We start from the raw sequence: 20,060 nt of genomic DNA, 5'->3' as shown, positions 1-20,060 counted from the left end.
GTGATTACCCGAACTTACCCGTAATGTAGTCTTCGACGCGCTGGCTGCGCGGGTTCTCGAAGATCTGCTCGGTGTCGCCGTACTCGACGAGCTCGCCGCCGGTCAGGAACACCGCGGTCTGGTCGCTAATGCGGGCGGCCTGCTGCATGTTGTGCGTGACGATGACGACCGTGTAGTCCTCTGCGAGGTCCTCGACGAGGTCCTCGACCTTCGAGGTGGCGATGGGGTCGAGGGCGCTCGCGGGCTCGTCCATCAGGAGGACGTCCGGTTCGACGGAGAGGGCTCGAGCGATGCAGAGGCGCTGCTGTTGGCCGCCGGAGAGGCCGAGCGCGTTGTCGTCGAGGCGCTCGGAGACCTCGTCCCAGAGCGCGGCACCGCGGAGGCAGCGTTCGACGAGCTCTTCTTCTTCTTCCCGGTCGTCGCGGCCGAGGAGGCGAGCGACGAGACCGGTGTCGATGTCGCCGTGCTTCCGCGGGCCGTAGGAGATGTTCTCCCGGATGGACTTCGGGAAGGGGTTCGGGGACTGGAAGACCATCCCGATGCGCTTTCTGAGCTCGACGAGATTGACGTTCTCGCCGTAGATGTCCTCCCCGTTGAACTCGACGCTCCCCTCGACGCGCGCCGCGGAGATGCGGTCGTTCATCCGGTTGAGACACCGGAGGAACGTCGACTTCCCGCAGCCGGACGGGCCGATGAGCGCGGTGACGGACTTCTCTGGGATGTCCATGCTGACGGACTGGAGCGCCTGGTCGTTCCCGTAGAAGACGTCGAGGTCCTCGACGGAGAGCGCGGCGTCGCCCTCGAAGTCGTATTCGAGCCACTCCTCTCGGATTCGTTCGTCTGTCTCTCCAGTCGTGGTTTGTGTTGGCTGACTCATTGGCGGAGCTTCTTCCGGAAGTAGATTCGCGTGGTGATACCGATGGTGTAGAAGAACATGACGACGAGCAGGAGGACGAGCGCGGTCCCCCAGCCGAACTCCTGGCTCGCGCCGACGCCGGCGGTGATGACGGCGAAGAGCTGGTAGGGGAGCGCGGTCGTCGAGCTGAGGAGCGCGTCGTTCACGACGAACGGCGCGGAGGCCGTGAAGTGGAACGAGCCGAGGACGTTCGTCGCGACCGCCGGGAACGGCTCGCGGACGAGGACGAGGAGGATGGGCGCGGTCTCACCGGCGATGCGGCCGACGCCGAGGATGACGCCGGTGAGGACGCCGGGGATGGCGGCGGGGAGCACGACGCTCCGAATCGTCTGCCACTTCGAGACGCCGAGCGCGGCGCTCGCGTCGCGGTACTCGTCCGGGACGTTCTGGAGCGCTTCCCGGCTCGTGATGAGGACGAGCGGCATCAGCATGAACCCGAGGACGAGCTGGCCGGTGAGGAGCGTCTCCTGGTTCTCGATGCGCGGCAGGAGGAACGCGAACGCGAAGAGACCGTAGACGATGCTCGGCGTGCTCCACAGGCCGTTCGTCGCGGTCTCGACGACGCGCGTGAAGCGGCCCTGTTCGGCGTACTCGGTGAGGAAGACGGCAGCGCCGACGGCGAGCGGCACGGCGAACACGCACGCGCCGACGACGAGCCAGACGGTCCCCACGATTGCCGGGAAGATGCCGTTGACGTCGTACTCGAGCCCGTAGCCGTTCAGGACGAACGGGAGTTTGAACGGCCAGAGCTGCGCGCCTTCGAGGACCTTCCCCATGCCCTTCTGGACGACGAAGATGATGAGGAGGGCGAGAACCCCGAGGAGCGCGACGGCGTACACGGCGATGAGCGTGTACGCGCCGGATTCGCGGCCGCGAGCGCCGAACCCGCGGTAGGCGTTCGTCCCCGCCCAGACGGTGAGGAGGCTGCCGACCATCGCGAACGTGGCGATGGCGATGGGGCCGATGAAGGACGCGGAGAACCCCTCCGGACTCCACACCCACTGCGGCCCGATGACGCCGGTGAAGACGACCAGACCGGCGAGCGCTTCGAACGCCGCGACCGGGAGGGTGACGCCGAGGTCCTCCGGGAGGAAGAGCGCGACGGCCGAGACGACGACGGCGGCGAGGAGGCCCGCGGGGAACCACGCGAGCGCCGTCATCGAGAGGGTCTGCGAGACGGTGAGGCCGACCGCGATGAACGCGAACGCCCCGTAGATACCGGCGGTGACGACGCCGACGGCGTCGTCGGGGTTGTTGTCGATGACATCGATCGCGGACAGCGCGCCGATGGCGAGCAGCACGGCGGCGGCGACGAGGTGGCCGCCGGCGATGAGCGTCGCGTACTCGATGCCGCCGAGGGTGTCGGTGACGGTCACCCAGCGGAAGAGTATCGCCCAACCGGCGATGAACGCGAGCGCGCCGAACACGACGGGGATGACGGCGAGTCGGTCGGCGGCCGTCGTGTCGGTGACGATGTTCTGTTCGCCCGTCGCGCCGTAACTCTCGCTCATTGGTTCCCTCCGAGCGTCTGCTGCATGCGTCGTTCGATGGTCTGTGAGACGATGCTCAGCGCGAGCACGACGACGAAGAGCACGACGCCGGCCGCGAAGAGCGCGGAGAACTGCATCGGGCGGCCCGCCGCGACGCCGTACTGGCTCGCGATGGCGGACGTGAGCGTGATGGTGTTCCCGAAGACGTCGTAGAGCGGGTCGGGGAGCGTCGTGACGTTCCCGAGGATGACCGTCGCGGCCATCGTCTCGCCGAGCGCGCGGCCGACACCGAGGATGACGGCGGCGGAGATTCCGGAGACGGCGGCGGGAACCGAGACGCTCTTCGTCGTCTGCCAGTCGGTCGCGCCGAGCGCGACCGAGCCGTCCTTCATCGGGTTCGGCACGGCGTTGAGGGCGTCCTCGGAGACCGACACCACCGTCGGGAGCGCCATCACGCCGATGACGAGCCCGACGATGAACAGGCTGCCGGTGGTCGGGAGCTGGAAGAGGTCCATCATGTAGGAGTTGATGATGGTGTATCCGATGAACCCGTAGACGATGGACGGGATTCCAGCGAGCAGTTCGATTGCGGGTTTGACGGCCTCGCGGATCGTGACGGGTGCGATTTCACTGATGAAGACGGCTCCGGCGACGCCGAGAGGGGCGGCAACGAGGGTCGCGATGACCGTCGTGATGAGCGTCCCCCACATCATCGTCGCGAGGCCGTATCGGTTGCTGTGAACGTCCCAGGCGGTGCTCGTGAAGAGGTCGACACCCATCGCCCGTACAGCCGGAACCGACTGGACGAACAGGTACGCAGTGATGAGTCCGAGGATAACGAGCGTCGAAACGGTCGTCAGGAACGTCAGCGATTTCGCCGCTGCGGCCTGGTGGAAGATCCAGCCGTAAACGGCGACGGCCGCGAACACCATCGCGGGGAAGACGACGAGCCCCGGTGCGACGACGAACGCGGTGAACGCGGCGATCAGCGAAAGCGCACCCACCAGCCCGGCGAGTTGTGCCGTGCGGTCGAGTTCGGCGACCGACTGCCGAACGGCCTGTGTGGTGAGTGCCCCAGACATACTATGTCGTGGGCGTTACTGCGGGTCCGGGAGCTTTGAAAGTTCCTCTTCCTGCCGGGCGTCGGAGAGCTGCGCGTAGCCCGAGGGACCGACGTACTGCCCCTGCCCGAAGTCGTGGATGATCATCCGGAGGAAGGCGGCTTCCTTGTTCGAGGTGCCGTCGTACGTGTAGCAGTGGAGGTCGCGGGAGAGCGGGTAGCCCTGGTCGGAGAGGTTCTCACCGGGCGTGTAGGTCTTGCCGTCGAAGGTGAGCGAGATAGCGGGGACCTGGTCGGAGACGAACGCGAGCGCCATGTACGCGATGGCGTTGTCGGAGCCCTCGACCGCGGCGGCGACCTGCTGGTTCTCGCCTTTGCGGATGTCGACGCCGGGCATCTCGGCGTCGGAGCTGCCGAGCATGTTCACGCGGAACGAGGTGTCGGTACCGGACCCGACGGAGCGGCCGATGGCCTGAATCTCCATGTCCTTCCCCGTGTAGCCGTCGACTTCCGACCAGTTGTCGATGTCGCCCTTGTAGATGGCGCGGACCGTCTCGGCGTCGAGGCCCTTGATACCGTTGTCGTAGAGGTATTTCGAGACGACGATGGGCTGTGCGTCGACGCCGACGACGTGGTTGACGAACTTGTCGTAGTCGACGTCTTCGAGCTCCGCTTCGACGGGCGCGGACGCGTCACCGATATCGACCTGACCCTTCATGACCTTCGTCAGGCCGACGCCGGAGTGGCTGAGACCGACCTGGACCTTGAACGGCGGGTTCCCCTCGCCGTCGGCCTCGAAGCCGTACATCTCCGCCCAGTACTGGGCGAACGCTTTGTCGGTGTCGATACCGTACTCGGCGGCCGGCCAGTACTCGGTGTCGGACGCCGGCGGGTTGTAGTTCCAAACGGAGGACGCCTTCGACGTAATCGGGTAGACCGTCGACGACCCACCCGCCGTCAGGGCGGTGACTTCCTGCGAGGTCGTCTGCTGGGTCGTCTGCTGGGTCGTTCCCGTCCCGCCGTTGTTGTTCCCCCCGCCACTCCCCCCGGAGTTGCTCGAGCAGCCGGCGAACGCGGCGACGCCCGTCGCGCCGACCGCACCGAGTGCCTTGCGCCGCGAGATTTTCTCCCCGAACCGCTGGAACTGCTTTGACATCACCTGAGTAGAGCGCACTTCTAAATAAATACCCTACTATGATAGATATATAGTGGTATTTAGTCGTACTTGGGTAATACTTCTCACGGTGAGTATTCGACCCGAAGATACTTGCCGCCCGCCCGAATTAAACACCATCTCCGCCCCTTAGAGCACGAATACGGCTCTCACCTCTCTGTGTATATAGTCATAGGTGGATTTATAGTCCGTAGGTCATATCTCAAGGTATGGAACGACGGAAGGTGCAGGTGACCGGCGGGTCGACGTTCACGGTCTCCATCCCGAAAGACTGGGCGCGCGATCACGACGTGAGCGCGGGCGACCGCATCGAGTTCTATCCGGACAGCGGGAGCCTCCTCCTGACGCCGATGAGCGACGACGAGCCGCAGCGCGGCCAGATCGACGTCACCGGCCTCGACGGCGACCGCCTCATGGGGACGGTCGTGACGATGTACATCTCCGGGTTCGACATCCTCGAACTGGAAGCTGACCGCATCACGAGCAGTCAGCGCCGCGTCGTCCGCAACGCCACGCAGAGCCTCGTCGGCCTCGAAGTCTTAGAGGAGACGAGTAACCGAGTCGTCATACAGGACCTCCTCGACTCCAGCGAACTCTCCATCCACAACGCCGTCACGCGCATGCGACTCATCGCGCTCTCGATGCTCGACGACGCCGTCACCGCCCTCGTCGAGGACGACGACGACATCGCACAGGACGTCACGGAGCGCGACGACGACGTCGACCGGCTCTGGTACGTCGTCTCCCGCATCTTCCGCGGCGCGCTCCGCAACCCGCAGGCCGCCCAGGAGATCGGGATGGACCGAGAGACCTGCTTCGATTATCACTCCAGCGCCCGCCAGCTCGAACGCATCGCCGACCACGCCGCGAAGATGGCGAACGTCGCCCTCGAAATGGACGACCCCGTCCCCGACGAAGTCGCCGACGCGGTCACCGAACTCCACGACGACGCCGACGCCATCGTCGACACCGCGATGGAGGCACTCCTTGCCGACGACACCGACGACGCGACCGAACTCGCGAACGAAGCCCGCACCTCGCTCCCCGGCATCGACGAGCACGCGCGCGCACTCGACGACCTCCTCCGCCAGCACGAACCCAGGCGCGCTCAGGACCTCAGCCTCGTCGTCGACTCCCTCTCCCGCTCCGCCGACTACGGCGGGAACATCGCCGAAACCGCCCTGCAAAAGGCCGCACCCACCCCCGGCCCGTCGTAAGCCCCCTCGCTTCCGAACCGCGATCCCGAGCGCCCCGTCGAGTGACGGCAATTCGCCGCGAAGTCACGACGTTTATCCCTCTCCCCCCCAGTACTGGCGAGTATGCCAGAGGGATTCCCCGACTACCTCGACGTCGACTACACCGACGGCGAAGGCGAGACCCCCGAGGACTACCCGTCGCTGAACGACAAGATCGAGAAAGCCATCGAGGTCACCCGCACCGGCCTCGAAGAGTACGAGAACCCCGCGATTATGTGGACGGGCGGGAAGGACTCGACGCTCACCCTCTACTTCGTGAAGGAGGTCGCCGAGCAGTTCGACCTGGAGATGCCGCCCGCCATCTTCATCGACCACTACCAGCACTTCGACGACCTCATCGACTTCGCCGAGAAGTGGGCCGACGAGTGGGACCTCGACCTCGTCTACGCTCGCAACGACGACGTCGGCCGGTACGTCGAGGCGAACGACCTCGAACCAGGCGACGACATCCCTATCGACGCCCTCAACGAGCAGAACCAACACCACGTCCGCGACCTCCTCGAGTACGAAGAGGACTCCTTCCCCTTCCTCCTCGACACCTACGTCGGGAATCACCTCCTGAAGACCGTCGCCCTCAACAACGCCCTCGAAGAGTACGACGTCGACGGCATCCTCAGCGGCATTCGCTGGGACGAACAGGACGCGAGAGCGGATGAGACCTTCTTCAGTCCGCGCCACGACCCCGAAATCTACCCGCCACACGACCGCATCCAGCCGATCCTCCAGTTCGACGAAGCCGCCGTCTGGGAGGCCTTCTGGTACTACGTCGTTCCCGATACCGTCGAGGGCTTCCCCGAGGACGGCTACGTCCCTCAGTCCTACGACGACCTCCCCAACGACCTCACCCACGAAGACATCCCCGTCTCGCCCAAGTACTTCGAGGGGTTCCGTTCCCTCGGCTCCGAGGTCAGCACCACGAAAGCCGACGAGGAGCCCGCCTGGCTCCAGAATCTCGACGAAACCACCGAACGCGCCGGCCGCGCCCAGGACAAAGAGGACCTCATGGAGCGCCTCCGCGACCTCGGCTACATGTAGTACCTTTTGCGCTGCGCGCCGGCGAAGCCGGCGCTCGGGAAAAGCTACGCTAAAAGCACTCCTCCGTCACTCCGCTTCGCTCCGTTCAGTCGTCGGCCCGAGCGCTTCGCGCTCGGTGAACCGCTCGCTCAGGTTCTTGGCGGGACCTCCGGTCCCGCTTGCCCGCACTCACTCCGTTCGCGCGGACTTCGAACCGTTCGCTCGCGGATGCTCGTTGTGGTTGATTCTCTCAGCTTTGTGCGCTCGCCCACAGACGGCCGAGGCGGATTGTGGTCTCAGTGCCGCACGAGACTTTATCTGGGAAGGCGCGGCGAACGCGGCGTATGCGTTAGTGAGCGGTCGGGTGCGGCCGAGGCGGGAGCGCGGCACACCGCATCCGTCCGAGCCGGTTCGCCAGACGGCGAGGTATCCGTCCGAGCCGGTTCGACAGTCGATGAGGGAGTTGGAATCCTTCGCGTGCCGCCTGTTCGCCCTTACCGCGTCGTGAGCCGACGCGTTCATCCGGGTGGGCGACGCCTCTCGGAGTGTGACTGACGAGCCCCCGACTGACCCGTCTGTCGAACCGGGTCAGACCTCGACGGTCCGCGTTCGCTACGCCGTCTTCATCCCCGACGAGTGGATCGAGCCGCGTCCCGTCGAGGAGGCGACCGTCGAGTTCGAGGGGGACGACCGCGGTTTCACGCCGTACGCGGCGTGGACGGGCCGGTCGCGCGTCGAAGCCGAAGCGACGGCGGACTTCGACCGCGGCGAGGTCGTCTTCCACGCCGACACCGGTCGGTCGCGGAAGCGCGTCACCGACGCGGCCGGCGTGACGATGGACTCGGGGACGGCCGACACCACCGGTCTCGCGCTCCGGAACGTCGAGTGGGCCGAGGACGAGGAGACGGTGTCCTTCCGGCTCGCGCTCTCCGCGGGGAACCCACTGGTCGAGGAGCCCGCGACCGTCGACGCCGAAGTGGACGTGACGGCGAACCGCCGCGGAGTCGTGGAAGTCTCGGGTCGGCACGACGGCTATCCGAACCACGAGTGCTACGCCTCCGTGGATTTCGGCGTCTGGGAGGACGCGTACCGGTACGCGTTCCGAGAGCACGGCGGAAGCCCGCGGGCGCTCGCCGGCGACCTCGACGAGGCGTTCGACTGGAAGCGTCCCTGACTGAGAAAGAGTCATGGGTCTGCGCCGGTTCGACAGACGGCGCAGTCGTCGTCTAACCCGGCTTGATAGCCGGATCAGTCGTCGTCGGCGGGTGCGGCGTCGGTGGTCGCGGCGTCGTTCTCGATGCTCGGCGGGTACTTCCCGCGGTCGAGGACGAGGTCGGAGGCGGGGCGCGCCATGCAGGTGAGCGCGTAGTCCTCGGCTTCCTCGTCGGTGAGGCCGCGAGCGGCGGGCTGTTCGACGTCGCCTTCGACGATTTCGGCAGAGCACGCGAGGCACATGCCGACGCGGCAGGAGTACTCCTGGGCGATGCCTTCGCGGAAGCACGCCTTGAGAATCGTCTCCTTGTCGGACACCTCGATGGTCTCGTCCCGGCTGACGAACTCGACAGTGTAGTCGGTCATGGAAACCGGTTGGACGACCGCCCGTATATCTCTTTACTACGCCGTGTCCCCGCTGGGGCGACGGATTTCTATAAAGAGTTTTCCCACGTCGCGGCAATCACTGGCGTATGACTACACACGAGTACGACGTCGTCGTCGTGGGCGCGGGGACGTCGGGCTGCTACGCGGCGGCGACGGCCGCGAAAGCCGGATACGACGCCTGTATCGTCGAGCGGAAGTCGGCGGAGGAGGCGGGGCACATCGCGTGCGGCGACGCGCTGAAGGGCGCGGCGAACTTCCCGGACGCCATCCCGAAGCGGAAGCTCGAACCCGCGATAACGAACACGGAGGTCGACCACGGGCGGTTCGAAATTCCGCAGGAGGACACGGTGCTCGAAATCCCCGTTCCCGGTGAGCTCGCGGTCATCGACCGCTGGGAGTACGGCCGCTGCGTCATCCAAGGGGCGGAAGACCACGGCGTTGACTTCTACTACGACGTCGTCGTCACGGACGTCGACCAGGATAAGGCCGGGCGAGTGACGGGCGTGCGCGGGAAGACGAAGGGCGAGGCACACGAGTTCACCGGCGACGTCGTCATCGACGCGGCGGGCTCGCTGAGTCTCCTGCAGGATAAAGTCGACTTCTCGGATTCGACGTTCGACACGAACGTCTCCTACAGCCAGTTCTGCTCGGCGTACCGCGAGATTGTCGAAGTCGAGGAGGAAGTGGAGTGGAAGGACGCGCTGGTGTTCAAGCCGACGAAGCGCGCGGCGGGCTACCTCTGGTACTTCCCGCGCACGGGGACCGAGATCAACGCGGGGCTGGGCTTCCAGATGAACGAGGAGCCGATGAAGCTCGTGGAGGACCTGAAGGAGGACCTCCAGCACCGCGAGGAGTTCGCGAACGCGGAAGTCCTCGATAAGCTCGGGGCGGCGCTCCCGACGCGCCGGCCGTACGATTCGGCGGTCGCGCCCGGCTACATGGCCGTCGGCGACGCCGCGGCGCTCGTGAACCCCACGACCGGGGGCGGTATCGCGGGCGCGGCGTACTCCGGGAAGTACGCCGCCGAGGCCGCCATCGAGGGCATCGAGAACGACGACGTCTCCGAGGAACAGCTCTGGTCGTACAACGAGCGCGTCATGGACCACTTCGGCGGCCGGTACGCCGGCCTCGACGTCTACAACATCCTCTCGACCGCCGTCGACATCGACGACCTGATGAGCCTCCTCGCCCGCCTCCCCGGCGAGAAACTCTCCGAGGCGCTCTACGCGGGCAGCACGTCGATCAGTCCGATGGTCGCGCTCCAGACCGCCGTGAAGAGCTTCGGCCACTGGGGGCAGATCTGGAACTTCTACAAGACGAAGCAGGTCGCCGACGAACTCCTCGACCACTACGAGAGCTACCCCTCCAGTCCCTTCGAGTTCGAGTCGTGGCAGGAAGAACGCGACGAGATCATGGAGCGCGTCTACGACGTCACCGGCGCGGACGCGAAATACTAACCACTCTTACGGCTGGTTTTCGAAGGTGTCGCGGACGGTTTCGGCGATGACGTCGACGCCGATGCGGAGGGTGTCCTCTTCGACGTCGAAGGTCTTGGTGTGGTGGCCGCCGGGGTGGCTGGTGCCGACGCAGAGGTAGCACGCGAGCCCGCCGTGCTGCTGGACTTCCTGCATGAGGTAGGTGGCGTCCTCGCTCCCGCCGAGCGCGTCGCGTTCGAGGACGGAGTCGACGCCGCTCGTGGTGGCGGCGACGGCTTCGACGAGGTCGACGAGCGCCTGGTCGGAGGTCGCGCTCGGCGCTTCGCCCTCCGTCGAGATGTCCACCGAGACGTCGTGCATGTCGGCGGCGGATTCGAGGACGCGCTCGGCGCGCTCGCGCATGTAGTCTTTCAGTTCGGTGGTCTCTCCGCGGACTTCGCCTTCGACGTGGGATTCGTCGGGGATGATGTTCGTGGCGGTGCCGCCGCCGACGAGGCCGGCGTTGACGCGGGTCGCGCCGTCGGCGTGCCGCGGAATCGCGTAGAGGTTCTGGACGGCGGCCGCCATCGCCTGCACGGTATTCTTTCCTTCTTCGGGGTGTGCGCCCGCGTGCGCGGGTTCTCCCTCGAACTCGGCGAGGAAGTGGCTGACGGCGAGGAAGCCGTCGAGGCCCGCGACGATTTCGCCGGTCGGGTGGTCGAGGCCGACGTGGACGCCGTAGAGGTAGTCGACGTCGGCGATGTGCCGGCTCTTCGCCATCGCCTTCCCGCCGCCGATGCGTTCTTCGGCGGGCTGGAAGAAGACCTTGAACGTCCCTTCGAAGTCGCTCGCTTTCACGCGTTCGAGGACGCCGAGGCCGAAGGTGACGTGGGCGTCGTGCCCGCAGGCGTGCATGTAGCCCTCGTGCTCGGAGCGGAAGCCCTCGGCGGCGGGGCAGTGGGCGTCGCTCTCGGATTCGGTGATGTGGAGGGCGTCGATGTCGACGCGGAGGCCGACGACGGGACCGTCACCGCGTTCGAGGACGGCGACCGCGCCCGTCGGTCCGGTGCCGAGGTCGTCGAGGACGTCGGGGTTCGCGCCGTCGTCGCGCGCGCGATCCGCCCACTCGCGGCGCGTGGCCTCGTCGGGGACGGCCATGCGTTCCGCTTCGTTCACGGCGTCCGCGCCGAGGAAGAGGTCGTCGACGCCGATGCGTTCGACTTCGTCGGCGATGCGCGCGGTCGTGTAATACTCACACCACGCGGGCTCGGGGTGGCGGTGGAGGTCGCGGCGGAGCGAGACGAGGTGGTCGGTGTCCGTCATAGCCGCGTTGAGGGCGTCGGGCGGGTTAAAGACTCGCGGTCCGGCAACCCGAATTCCCGGCGACCTATCAGAACGCATCCACGGGGGTATTTGGCGGACGCCGACGGAACGAGGTGATATGGTGATACCGTGACCGAAGACGACCTCGACGCGGACGTCGAGGCGGAGCTCCGTGACGCCGAACAGGCTCGCGACGAACCGGCGCTCGACTTTCACGGCGGCCGGTGGGCGAGCGCGATTCCGCTCGGCTTCTTCGTCGCGTGGGCCATTGTACAGTCCGGCCTCTTCGGCATCGGCGACACGACGGGGCTCGTCGTCGGCATGCTGGCGGCGCTCGTCGTCGGGATGTTCTTCGCGAAAGGCGACTGGAAGCGCTACGCGAACACGATCTTCGAGGGGATGACGCAGCGCGTCGCCGCGACCGCTATCGTGGCGTGGCTGTGGGCGGGGATGTTCGCCCAGCTCCTCCAGGACGGGGGGTTCGTCTCCGGGCTCATCTGGGTCGCACAAGCGGTTCCGATTCCGCGGAGCACGCTCCTCGTCGTGCTGCCGGCGTTGACGTTCCTGCTCGCCGCGCTTCTCGCGACCGGTATCGGCACGGGCTACGGGACGGCCATCACGTTCGTCACGACGTTCTTCCCGGCGACCGTGCTGCTCGGCGCGAACCCGGTCCTCATGTTCGGCGCGATTCTCTCGGGCGCGGTCTTCGGGGACAACCTCGCGCCCGTCAGCGACACGACCATCGTGAGCGCGGTGACGCAGAACGCGGACATCGGCGGCGTCGTCGCCTCCCGGTTGAAGTACGCGTTCGTCGCCGCGGCGCTCGCGCTCGTCGCCTACCTCGTCGCGGGCGCGGTGATGCCGACGTCCGCACCGAGCGGCGACGGCCTCCCGACCGGGAACGTCGTCGGCCTCGTCCACCTCGTCTCGATGGGCGTCGTCATCTACACCGCCGTGAACGGCCGGCACATCGTCGAAGCCATCACGTGGGGCATCCTCGCCGCCATCGTCTTCAACCTCGTCTTCGGGCTGGAGCCGGCGAGCGAAATCGTCCTGTTCACCGCGCCGGCGACCGCGCCGTTCGCCGACGCCTTCACGTGGCTCCCCGTCGTCCAGTTCGCGAGCGACGGCGCGGCGTCCGGCGTCTCAGGCAGCCTCTACGCCGGCGCGTCCGGGTTCTTCCCGCTCATCGTCCTCACCCTGCTCATCGTCTCCGGCGCGCGCATCATGGTTCGCGGGGGCGCGTTCGACGCCATTCAGGAGCTCCTGCTCTCCACGGTCGCGACGTCCGTGCGCCGCGCGGAGACGACGCTCGTCCTCGGCACCGCGCTCGTCAACTCGATGATCACGATTAACACCGCCGCCGAAATCGCCATCGCGCCCTACGTCGCGCGCGTCGGCGAGCAGTTCAACATCAACGGCTACCGCCGCGCGAACATCCTCGACGCGAACACGAGCGCGCTCGGCTACATCTTCCCGTGGGCGGGCGGCGTGCTCGCGGGCTACAGCCAGATGCCCGACCTCGTCGAGCAGTACGGCGTCGAGGCGATGCAGGTCAACCCCGTGAGCGTCTGGCCGTTCGTCTTCCACGGCTGGTTCCTGTTCTTCGTCTTCCTCGCCGCGGCCCTCACGGGCTACGGCCTGGAGTACACGACGGACCGCGAGGCCGAGGAGGTGGCGCGCGTATGAATCTCGACGCGTTCCTCGCCGGCGTCGGGTTCCGCACGAACACCCCGGACTTCGACCCCGAGTCGGAGTTCGTCGTCGTCGTCACCGGCACGGACGCCGAGGGCCGCGCCGTCGCCCGCATCGGCGACAGCGTCCTGACGGTCCACGACGCCCCCGACGAGAGCGTTCGGAAGCGCGTCCGCGTCCGCGTGACCGACTGGGACGCGGCCGCCCACACCGGGGACGCCGAGTTCCTCGTGACCGTCGGCGACGCCGCGTTCTGAGCACCGCACTCGGCGCGGCGTCCGCTCTCGCGACGCTCGCCACCCGGTTCGGGAGCGCCGTGGGCCATGTATTTTTTGCGCGCGTATCTCGTGAGTATTTTCTATATGACTCGCCGGCACGACGTCGCCGCGCGCATCCCGGACGTCGTCTTCTACGGCGGCCCGCTCGCCAGCGCGATTCCGCTCGGCGTCTTCGTCGCGTGGGCCGTCACGCAGACCGGCGCGCTCGGCATCGGCGACACCTCCGGCCTCGCCGTCGGCGCGTTCGTCGGCCTCCTCGCCGGCCTCGTCCTCACCAAGGACCCGCCCGAGGAGTACGCCGCCGCCCTCATCGAGGGGATGGGCCAGCGCACCGCCATCACCGCCATCATCGCGTGGCTCTGGGCGGCCGTCTTCGCGCGCGTCCTCCTCGTCGGCGGGTTCGTCGACGGCCTCGTCTGGGCCGCCACCGCGCTCGACGCCCCCGCCTTCCTCCTCCCCGCCGTCGGCTTCGTCCTCGCCGGCCTCCTCGCCGTCGGCGTCGGCAGCGGCGCGGGCACCGTCGTCGCCTTCGTCACGCTCTTCTTCCCCGCCGCCGTGCTCCTCGGCGCGAGTCCCGTCCTCACGTTCGGCGCGATTCTCTCCGGCGCGGCTTTCGGCGACAACCTCGCACCCGTCAGCGACACCACCATCGTCTCCGCGCAGACACAGGGAGTTCCCGTCGGCGACGCCGTCACCTCCCGCCTCCCGGCCGTCGGCGTCGCCTCCGGTCTCGCGCTCGTCGCCTTCCTCGTCGCCGGCCTCGTCCTCCCCGGCGCGTCCATCGCGGGCGACGCGAGCGCCGTCGCCTCCGGGAACCCCGTCGGCCTCCTCCACCTCTTCGCCGTCGGCCTCGTCGTCGCGCTCGCCATGGCGGGCTACCACGTCGTCACCGCGGTCTCCGCGGGCATCATCGTCGGCACCGCTATCGACCTCGCCTGCGGCCTCGCCGCCCCCTGGGACCTCCTCTCCTTCGGCGCGACGAACCCCGGTGCGTTCTCCGTCCTCCCCGTCGTCCAGCAGGCGGGCACGGACAGCGTCGGCGGCGGCATCTACACCGGCGTCGTCGGCGCGTTCCCCCTCGTCGTCCTCACGCTCCTCGTCGTCGGCATCAGCGAAATCATGGCCGCGGGCGGCGCGCTCGCGCGCATCCGGGATTTCGTCACGACGCACGTGAACAGCCGCCGAACCGCAGAAGTCGCACTCTTCGTCGGCGGCACCTGCCTCAACGCCCTCGTCACCGTCAACACCGCCATCGAAATCGGCATCGCCCCGATGTTCGAAGAGCTCGGCGAGCGCTTCGGCATCGACGCCCACCGGCTCGCGAACCTCCTCGACGCCTCCACCACCGCCCCCTCCTACATGTTCCCGTGGGCGGGCGGCGTGCTCGTCGGGTACAGTCAGATGCCGGGGCTCGCAGAGACGTACGACGCCGCCGCGATGGTCGTCAACCCCGCCGCCGTCCTCCCCTTCGTCTTCTACGGCTGGGCGCTCCTCCTCGTCTTCCTCGCGCTCGCCGCCCGCAGCGGCGACTGACTACGCGGACCCCGGGGGTTCCGGGGACTCCGCGAGCCACTCCGTCGCCCACTTCTCGATCTCGTCGAACACCGGGCAGAGCGCCTCGCCCTTCGCCGTGAGCGAGTAGTAGGTCGCCACGGGCGCGTCCTCCTCCAGACGGCGGTCGACGAGGCCGTGCTCGCCGAGGTCGTCGAGGACCCGTGAGAGCGTCCGACTCGACGCGTCCGTGGAGCGTTTGAGCTCGTTGAACCGCTTCTCGCCGCCCTGGAGGTCGTGGAGGACGACGAGCCGCCACGTCGAGCCGATCTGGTCGAAGGAGTCGACCACGCCACACGCCGCGTTCGCCACGTCCGTCCCCGTCGAAGTTTCACTCATCGCCTCTCCCTACGCCCTCCCCCCTCCTCAAGGTTCGGTTCCGAATCTGGTTACACAGTGTTACTGTGATGGCGTCGACGACACCCCCTTACCTATCAGTTAGCGAGGATATATGCCGGTGTCGGCCCTATCGGCGGCTGTGACGCACGATTCGTCCACGCACGCGAGTACCGCCACCGAACCCACCGTCTCTCCGGAGGTGTCCGCCTGATGGCCATCGACAGCGGCGTCGGCGGCGTCGTCTTCCTCCTCGGCCGCCTCCTCTTCGGCCTCGCGATGGCCTACATGGGCCTCAACCACTTCCGGAACGCCGACACGCTCGCCGGCTACGCCGACGCCAACGGCATCCCCGCCCCGCGCGCCGGCGTCCTCGTCTCCGGCGGGATGCTCGTCCTCGGCGGCCTCGGCATCGTCCTCGGCGTCCTCCCCGTCCTCTCCGCCGGCGCTATCGCCGTCTTCCTCCTCGTCTCCTCGTTCACCGTCCACGACTACTGGGCCGCCCCCGACGACCAGAAACAGAACGAGCGGACGCAGTTCCTCAAGAACGTCGGCCTGACCGGCGCGGCGCTCGGCTTCCTCGTCGTCGGCGGCCAGACCTGGGCGTACGCCGTCAACTACAGCGTCTTCTAAGACGCGGCACCGCCGCTGTAACTCGCGAGTACGGCGGGTAGAGAGAAGTGCTTACGCCGTCGAACCGACGGCCTGCACGTGCTCGATGTCCGCTTCGATCTTCACGCTCTCCGGGAAATCCCACTCCATAATCTGCCGCGCGAGGTCGTCGTGCCCGACGATTTCGACCTTCCGGCGGTAGACCGTGTACGACCACGACGGATACTGCGCCGCGTCGTCGCCGTCGAGGCCCTTGTACTGGCTGATTCGATGGTTGTTCGGCGGTTTCGTGTGCGGGCCGCGGAACTCCGCGCCCTTCCGGCGGACCGTCTCGCGGATGTCCTCGACGACGCCGTCGAGGGCCGCTCGGTCCCCGCTGTTGAGAGTTAGTTTTGTGACGAAGGTCATAGCTGGGATGCGCGTATCACGTTACGAGAACGTGCAACGACAAAAGTCGTGTGGGTTCTCCGGCGGGGGTGAACGTCCGTGACAGTCGCCGTCGACGGCGGGCGTCGAATGCGGCCTCGCGCGGGACGCGCGAGCGCGCGAACGCCTCGTGGTCCGTCCGACATTCTCTTAATCCACGGTCGACTAGAGAGGTGTAATGACGGTCGAAGCGACCAGCGCCGGAGCGATCCTCTTCCGGGATACCCGCGGCCGGCGCGAATACCTCCTCCTCAAGAGCCGGCCCGGGGACTGGGAGTTCCCGAAGGGCGGCGTCGAGGGGGACGAAGAACTGCAGCAAACCGCTATCAGGGAGGTGCAGGAGGAAGCGGGCATCGAGGACTTCCGTCTCATCGACGGCTTCAGAGAGGAGTACGACTACGTCTTCGAAGCGAACGGGAACCGGATTCACAAGACGGTCCACCTGTTCATCGCCCGCTCCCACGAAGCCTCCGCGGAGCTCTCCAACGAGCACTCCGACCTCCAGTGGCGGGATTACGAACAGGCGATCAACACTATCACGCAGGACGGCCCGCGCGACATCCTCGAAGAGGCCAAGGAGTTCCTGGAACAGAAGGCCGAGGCCTGAGGACGTCGTGGAGTTCCCGTTCGAACTCCGCGTCTGCGCGTGGGCGGAGCGCGAGTGGCATCGCTTCGCGGAACACGACGCCTTCTTCGTCGCCCGCCAACTCGGCCTCCAGCGGCGGCGCTGGGACACCGTCGTCGTCGAGGCGGACCCTACGAAACTCGACGCCCGCGCGGCCTTCGGCGAACGGGCGCTCGACAGCGACCTCCGCTTCCTCGTCGAGCACGCGCCCCGCGAGTGGGCGTACTACCGAGACTGTCTCCCCGACCCGGGCTACCCGTGGCGGTACGTCCGCGAGCACATCCACCGGGCGGCGGCGCGTGACGCGCTGGAGAAACGCCGGAACGGGAACCGCATCGAGATCCGGCGCACGAACTTCTACCCGGAGTGGGTGGAGCGCGTAGTCGCCATCGAGAACAAACCCGACCTGGACGCGTCGGCGGCGCGCGCGCTCGCCGACCAGATGGAGCGCGACGTCGCCCTCGGCCTCGCCGACGAGGTGTGGGTGGCAACGCGCGAGGCAGGGGAGCGCGCGCTCCTCGCCGAGATGCCGGTCGAGGCGGGCGTGCTCGCGTTCGACGACGAGATGCGGGCAGACGTCGCCTGGCGGCCGACGACGCTCTCTCCCGGTGAACCCGGCACGCACATCGAGTCGCGGGCCGACGACGGCTGCGAGTTCGACTACCGGAGTCCGGGGTGGAAGCGCGACCGCCGGTACCGCATCGCCGAGCGCGCGTACGAGCGCGGCTGGCGGTCGTACGCGGACACGATGCGGCCGGACTGCCGGTACTTCGACCTCCGGGCGGCCGAACACGACTTCGTGCCGTACTGCCACGCGAAAGGTCGAGAAGTGACGGCCGCGGAGTGCTCGGGTTCCTGCGGCGAGTTCTCGCCGGAGCCGCCGGCGTGGCGGACGAAGGGGTGGCCCATCGAGGGCGGCCCGGGACAGACCGTGAAGCGTGTTCTCGCGGACCAGCGCCGGCGTCGCCGTCCGGCGGCCGAGAAAATTAAATGGGAAGAAGACGAGAAATAAATATGTCGCTCCGTGGCCCGCTCAGCGGCGTCGACGCGACCCACCGCCTCTACTACGGCCCGTCCGTCGACGACCGAACCGCGTTCGCCGCCGAGAACGCGGTCGTACACGCCGCCTGCGACAGCGCGAGCCACGTCCACGTTTCTGCGACCCCGACCGAACTCGACGCGCGCGCACCCGACGCCGCCAGCGCGTTCGACGACCTCGACCCCGTGCCGGCCGCCGACCGCGTCCTCGGCGGCGACGGCACGGAACGCGTCGCCGCCCTCCCCGCCGACGAAGCCGCGCTCGCCCGCGTCCTCGGCGCACCCCTCGCCGAGCGGGACGCCGTCGACTGGCGTCGCGACGCCATCGACGGAATCGCCGTCCGCGACGGCGACCGACCGCGCTACCACTCCGTCCCCCGCAACCGCCAGGTCCGCGCCCTCTACGCCGCCGACGACCGGGAGCTCCTCGAAGCCGCCTGGCTCGCCGTCGCCGACATCGACGGTGCCGCCGTCTACCCCGTCGGCTCCCTCGTCTCCTGGACGGTCCGCGACACCGAGTACGCGCTCACGCCGACGTCGCTCGACGTCGGCACCGGCCGCGACGAGCGAAGCTACCCGCTCCACCGACTCGAACGCGCCCGCCCCACCCGCTCGGACACCGGCATCGACCTCACGTGGGCGTCCGCGGACGACGCGCGCGACCCGCTCCTCCGCGCCGTCGACAGCGTCCTCGACCGCGCGAGCGACGGCCCGCCCGGCAGCATTCCCGTCGGCGGCGACGCGATGGCCGTCCTCGTCCTCGACCGCCTCAACGAGATTCGCGACGCGCTCGACTACGACTTCCGCGTGACGACCGCGTAAAATATTCAGTCGTTCGTCCGCTCAACGCGCTCTCGCTCCACCGCCAGCCGGTACGTCGGAACCGTTCGGTAGACGACGTCCACGACGCCCTTCCGCTTCAGCGACTGGAGCGCGGACTTCACCGGCTTCGTCCCCAGCTCGGGGTCGTCGAACGCCTCCCGTACTTTGTGGAGGATGGCGACGACGCTCTCCGACTCGTCGTCCGGCGCGTTCAACACCTCGAAGACGCGGTGTTCGTCCTCGGTCATGTGGACCGCAACGACGTCGAGCTCGCGACCCTCGACGAGCGCCGTCGCCGCCGCCGTCGGGCGAATCAAACTGTCCTCGTCCCGGTAGTAGTAGTCTTTCAGCTCGCCTTCGAGGTACTGGTGGACGTCGCTCCCCGACTCCATCCCCCAGCGGTCCTGTAAGACCTTGTTCTTCGTCGGCTGGAGTTCCACCAGGTCTTCGAGGCGCTCGCGCGCCTCCGCTCCGAGCTCCCCGTCGTCACTCATACCCTCCCGTTCCCCCCGCTCTTATTTTGGTGTTGTCCATGCGCGCCGCCCCGAAAACCCCACACGGTTATTCCCCCGTCACTCGACACGCTACGTATGGCAGAGACGATTCAACTCGCCGTCGAGGACGACGTCGCGACCATCACGGTGAACCGACCGGACCGCCTGAACGCGCTCAACCGCCCGACGCTCGAAGCGCTCCGCACCGCCATCGCCGACGCCGCCGACGCCGAACCCAACGCGCTCGTCGTCACCGGCGCGGGCGACAAGGCGTTCATCGCCGGCGCGGACATCTCCCACATGCAGTCGATGAGCACCACGGAGGCCCACGAGTACGCGAAACTCGGCCACGACATCACGACGGACTTAGAGGCCTTCCCCGCGCCCGTCATCGCCGCCATCAACGGCTACGCGTTCGGCGGCGGCTGCGAAATCGCGCTCGCCTGCGACCTCCGCGTCGCCAGCGAACGCGCCATCATCGGGCAGACCGAAATCGACCTCGGCATCATCCCCGGCTGGGGCGGCACGCAGCGCCTCCCCCGCCTCGTCGGCGACGAAGTCGCCCGCCGCCTCATCTACTTCGGCGACCGCCTCGACGCCCAAGACGCCCACGAGTACGGCCTCGTCGGCGACGTCGTCGCGCACGACGAACTCGACGAGCACGTCGCCGCGCTCGCCAGCGACCTCGCCGACCAGCCGCGCTTCGCGCTCGCCGCCGCGAAGGAAGCCATCAACCAGAGCCACGAAACCGACCTCGGCGCAGGCCTCGACTTCGAACGCCGCACGTGGGCGTCCCTCTTCGGCACCCACGACCAGCGCGAAGGCATGCAGGCCTTCCTCGACGACCGCGACCCCGACTTCGAATAACTCCGACCCGGTTCGAGAGACGGGTCGGTGTAGACGACCACCCGGTTCGGCAGACGGGTCGGTGTAGAC

General features: G+C 67.7%; 21 protein-coding genes. 12 read left to right on the top strand and 9 right to left on the bottom strand.

From position 1 onward, the window contains the following. Window positions 1–4: 4 nt before the first annotated feature. Genes pstB through IEY26_RS10440 form a run of 4 tightly spaced genes read right to left on the bottom strand, consistent with a single transcriptional unit; the run spans window position 5 to window position 4,622 of the window. A complete protein-coding gene (gene pstB, locus IEY26_RS10455) occupies window positions 5–877 on the bottom strand; it encodes a phosphate ABC transporter ATP-binding protein PstB (protein ID WP_188978661.1) in 873 nt (290 codons plus the stop codon). Continuing rightward, window positions 874–2,427: a phosphate ABC transporter permease PstA gene (pstA, locus tag IEY26_RS10450; protein ID WP_188978659.1), complete on the bottom strand. Its 1,554-nt coding sequence runs from the start codon at window positions 2,425–2,427 to the stop codon at window positions 874–876. Before pstA ends, pstB begins: the two co-directional genes overlap by 4 nt. Further along, window positions 2,424–3,488: a phosphate ABC transporter permease subunit PstC gene (gene pstC / locus IEY26_RS10445; RefSeq protein ID WP_188978657.1), complete on the bottom strand. Its 1,065-nt coding sequence runs from the start codon at window positions 3,486–3,488 to the stop codon at window positions 2,424–2,426. The genes pstA and pstC overlap by 4 nt, the downstream gene beginning before the upstream one ends. A 15-nt stretch (window positions 3,489–3,503) precedes the next feature. Continuing rightward, complete coding sequence (locus IEY26_RS10440; protein WP_188978655.1) at window positions 3,504–4,622, bottom strand: PstS family phosphate ABC transporter substrate-binding protein; 1,119 nt, start codon at window positions 4,620–4,622, stop codon at window positions 3,504–3,506. A gap of 227 nt (window positions 4,623–4,849) precedes the next feature. On the opposite strand from IEY26_RS10440, the gene IEY26_RS10435 reads away from it, so the two are divergent. The 3 genes from IEY26_RS10435 (at window position 4,850) to IEY26_RS10425 (ending at window position 8,084) form a co-directional block, all read left to right on the top strand. Beyond that, complete coding sequence (locus IEY26_RS10435; protein WP_188978653.1) at window positions 4,850–5,857, top strand: phosphate signaling complex PhoU family protein; 1,008 nt, start codon at window positions 4,850–4,852, stop codon at window positions 5,855–5,857. A 102-nt stretch (window positions 5,858–5,959) separates the two neighbouring features. After that, entirely contained in the window at window positions 5,960–6,931 is a 972-nt protein-coding gene (locus tag IEY26_RS10430) for a phosphoadenosine phosphosulfate reductase family protein (protein WP_188978651.1), read from the top strand. Between the two features lie 526 nt (window positions 6,932–7,457). Further along, window positions 7,458–8,084, top strand: coding sequence for a DUF3238 domain-containing protein (locus tag IEY26_RS10425; RefSeq protein WP_188978649.1), 627 nt, complete (start codon window positions 7,458–7,460; stop codon window positions 8,082–8,084). 74 nt (window positions 8,085–8,158) lie between these two features. On the opposite strand, the gene IEY26_RS10420 is transcribed toward IEY26_RS10425, so the two are convergent. Further along, the gene (locus IEY26_RS10420) at window positions 8,159–8,488 is read right to left on the bottom strand and encodes a 2Fe-2S iron-sulfur cluster-binding protein (RefSeq protein WP_188978647.1); all 330 of its coding nucleotides are present in this window, start codon (window positions 8,486–8,488) and stop codon (window positions 8,159–8,161) included. Window positions 8,489–8,595: 107 nt separating this feature from the next. Here IEY26_RS10420 and IEY26_RS10415 point away from each other — a divergent pair, with 107 nt between their 5' ends. Further along, complete coding sequence (locus tag IEY26_RS10415) at window positions 8,596–9,966, top strand: geranylgeranyl reductase family protein (RefSeq protein WP_188978645.1); 1,371 nt, start codon at window positions 8,596–8,598, stop codon at window positions 9,964–9,966. A 6-nt stretch (window positions 9,967–9,972) separates the two neighbouring features. Here the strand turns inward: IEY26_RS10415 and IEY26_RS10410 are convergent, their stop codons facing one another. Further along, window positions 9,973–11,247, bottom strand: a complete 1,275-nt coding sequence (locus tag IEY26_RS10410) for an amidohydrolase (RefSeq protein ID WP_188978643.1) — start codon at window positions 11,245–11,247, stop codon at window positions 9,973–9,975. A 129-nt stretch (window positions 11,248–11,376) separates the two neighbouring features. Here IEY26_RS10410 and IEY26_RS10405 point away from each other — a divergent pair, with 129 nt between their 5' ends. The 3 genes from IEY26_RS10405 (at window position 11,377) to IEY26_RS10395 (ending at window position 14,753) form a co-directional block, all read left to right on the top strand. After that, window positions 11,377–12,936 carry a Na+/H+ antiporter NhaC family protein gene (locus IEY26_RS10405; protein ID WP_188978641.1) on the top strand — a complete coding sequence of 520 codons (1,560 nt, stop codon included), beginning with the start codon at window positions 11,377–11,379 and terminating at the stop codon, window positions 12,934–12,936. Next, entirely contained in the window at window positions 12,933–13,199 is a 267-nt protein-coding gene (locus IEY26_RS10400) for a DUF7513 family protein (protein ID WP_188978639.1), read from the top strand. Before IEY26_RS10405 ends, IEY26_RS10400 begins: the two co-directional genes overlap by 4 nt. Before the next feature lie 105 nt (window positions 13,200–13,304). Then, a complete protein-coding gene (locus tag IEY26_RS10395) occupies window positions 13,305–14,753 on the top strand; it encodes a Na+/H+ antiporter NhaC family protein (RefSeq protein WP_188978637.1) in 1,449 nt (482 codons plus the stop codon). On the opposite strand, the gene IEY26_RS10390 is transcribed toward IEY26_RS10395, so the two are convergent. Beyond that, window positions 14,754–15,110 (bottom strand): winged helix-turn-helix transcriptional regulator, encoded by a 357-nt coding sequence (locus IEY26_RS10390; RefSeq protein WP_188978635.1) that lies wholly within the window; start codon window positions 15,108–15,110, stop codon window positions 14,754–14,756. It abuts the gene before it with no gap. Window positions 15,111–15,320: 210 nt separating this feature from the next. On the opposite strand from IEY26_RS10390, the gene IEY26_RS10385 reads away from it, so the two are divergent. After that, window positions 15,321–15,740 (top strand): DoxX family membrane protein, encoded by a 420-nt coding sequence (locus IEY26_RS10385; protein WP_188978633.1) that lies wholly within the window; start codon window positions 15,321–15,323, stop codon window positions 15,738–15,740. 51 nt (window positions 15,741–15,791) lie between these two features. Here IEY26_RS10385 and IEY26_RS10380 read toward each other — a convergent pair whose 3' ends face one another. Further along, window positions 15,792–16,127, bottom strand: coding sequence for an uS10/mL48 family ribosomal protein (locus IEY26_RS10380; protein WP_188978631.1), 336 nt, complete (start codon window positions 16,125–16,127; stop codon window positions 15,792–15,794). Window positions 16,128–16,323: 196 nt separating this feature from the next. Between IEY26_RS10380 and IEY26_RS10375 the strand changes: the two genes are divergently transcribed. The 3 genes from IEY26_RS10375 to IEY26_RS10365 are packed head-to-tail and all read left to right on the top strand — an operon-like array spanning window position 16,324 to window position 18,630. Beyond that, window positions 16,324–16,752, top strand: a complete 429-nt coding sequence (locus tag IEY26_RS10375) for a bis(5'-nucleosyl)-tetraphosphatase (RefSeq protein ID WP_188978629.1) — start codon at window positions 16,324–16,326, stop codon at window positions 16,750–16,752. Between the two features lie 7 nt (window positions 16,753–16,759). Beyond that, window positions 16,760–17,782 (top strand): DUF5787 family protein, encoded by a 1,023-nt coding sequence (locus IEY26_RS10370; RefSeq protein WP_188978627.1) that lies wholly within the window; start codon window positions 16,760–16,762, stop codon window positions 17,780–17,782. A gap of 2 nt (window positions 17,783–17,784) precedes the next feature. Beyond that, window positions 17,785–18,630: a hypothetical protein gene (locus IEY26_RS10365; protein WP_188978625.1), complete on the top strand. Its 846-nt coding sequence runs from the start codon at window positions 17,785–17,787 to the stop codon at window positions 18,628–18,630. A gap of 5 nt (window positions 18,631–18,635) precedes the next feature. On the opposite strand, the gene IEY26_RS10360 is transcribed toward IEY26_RS10365, so the two are convergent. After that, complete coding sequence (locus IEY26_RS10360) at window positions 18,636–19,124, bottom strand: DUF5797 family protein (protein WP_188978623.1); 489 nt, start codon at window positions 19,122–19,124, stop codon at window positions 18,636–18,638. A gap of 96 nt (window positions 19,125–19,220) precedes the next feature. Here IEY26_RS10360 and IEY26_RS10355 point away from each other — a divergent pair, with 96 nt between their 5' ends. Then, on the top strand, window positions 19,221–19,991 hold the full coding sequence (locus IEY26_RS10355; RefSeq protein WP_188978621.1) for an enoyl-CoA hydratase/isomerase family protein: 771 nt from the start codon (window positions 19,221–19,223) through the stop codon (window positions 19,989–19,991). Window positions 19,992–20,060 lie beyond the last annotated feature (69 nt).

The organism is Halocalculus aciditolerans (genome assembly GCF_014647475.1).
GTDB lineage: Archaea > Halobacteriota > Halobacteria > Halobacteriales > Halobacteriaceae > Halocalculus > Halocalculus aciditolerans.
This window is presented reverse-complemented; position numbering and strand designations above follow the sequence as displayed.

Bases quoted from the DNA above. Each gene is read 5' to 3' on its own strand.
- IEY26_RS10390 (WP_188978635.1), bottom strand. From the start codon at position 15,110: ATGAGTGAAACTTCGACGGGGACGGACGTGGCGAACGCGGCGTGTGGC.
- IEY26_RS10395 (WP_188978637.1), top strand. From the start codon at position 13,305: ATGACTCGCCGGCACGACGTCGCCGCGCGCATCCCGGACGTCGTCTTC.
- IEY26_RS10440 (WP_188978655.1), bottom strand. From the start codon at position 4,622: ATGTCAAAGCAGTTCCAGCGGTTCGGGGAGAAAATCTCGCGGCGCAAG.
- IEY26_RS10365 (WP_188978625.1), top strand. From the start codon at position 17,785: ATGTCGCTCCGTGGCCCGCTCAGCGGCGTCGACGCGACCCACCGCCTC.
- IEY26_RS10385 (WP_188978633.1), top strand. From the start codon at position 15,321: ATGGCCATCGACAGCGGCGTCGGCGGCGTCGTCTTCCTCCTCGGCCGC.
- pstC (WP_188978657.1), bottom strand. From the start codon at position 3,488: ATGTCTGGGGCACTCACCACACAGGCCGTTCGGCAGTCGGTCGCCGAA.
- pstB (WP_188978661.1), bottom strand. From the start codon at position 877: ATGAGTCAGCCAACACAAACCACGACTGGAGAGACAGACGAACGAATC.
- IEY26_RS10420 (WP_188978647.1), bottom strand. From the start codon at position 8,488: ATGACCGACTACACTGTCGAGTTCGTCAGCCGGGACGAGACCATCGAG.
- IEY26_RS10415 (WP_188978645.1), top strand. From the start codon at position 8,596: ATGACTACACACGAGTACGACGTCGTCGTCGTGGGCGCGGGGACGTCG.
- IEY26_RS10430 (WP_188978651.1), top strand. From the start codon at position 5,960: ATGCCAGAGGGATTCCCCGACTACCTCGACGTCGACTACACCGACGGC.
- IEY26_RS10380 (WP_188978631.1), bottom strand. From the start codon at position 16,127: ATGACCTTCGTCACAAAACTAACTCTCAACAGCGGGGACCGAGCGGCC.
- IEY26_RS10355 (WP_188978621.1), top strand. From the start codon at position 19,221: ATGGCAGAGACGATTCAACTCGCCGTCGAGGACGACGTCGCGACCATC.
- IEY26_RS10435 (WP_188978653.1), top strand. From the start codon at position 4,850: ATGGAACGACGGAAGGTGCAGGTGACCGGCGGGTCGACGTTCACGGTC.
- IEY26_RS10375 (WP_188978629.1), top strand. From the start codon at position 16,324: ATGACGGTCGAAGCGACCAGCGCCGGAGCGATCCTCTTCCGGGATACC.
- pstA (WP_188978659.1), bottom strand. From the start codon at position 2,427: ATGAGCGAGAGTTACGGCGCGACGGGCGAACAGAACATCGTCACCGAC.
- IEY26_RS10400 (WP_188978639.1), top strand. From the start codon at position 12,933: ATGAATCTCGACGCGTTCCTCGCCGGCGTCGGGTTCCGCACGAACACC.
- IEY26_RS10360 (WP_188978623.1), bottom strand. From the start codon at position 19,124: ATGAGTGACGACGGGGAGCTCGGAGCGGAGGCGCGCGAGCGCCTCGAA.
- IEY26_RS10410 (WP_188978643.1), bottom strand. From the start codon at position 11,247: ATGACGGACACCGACCACCTCGTCTCGCTCCGCCGCGACCTCCACCGC.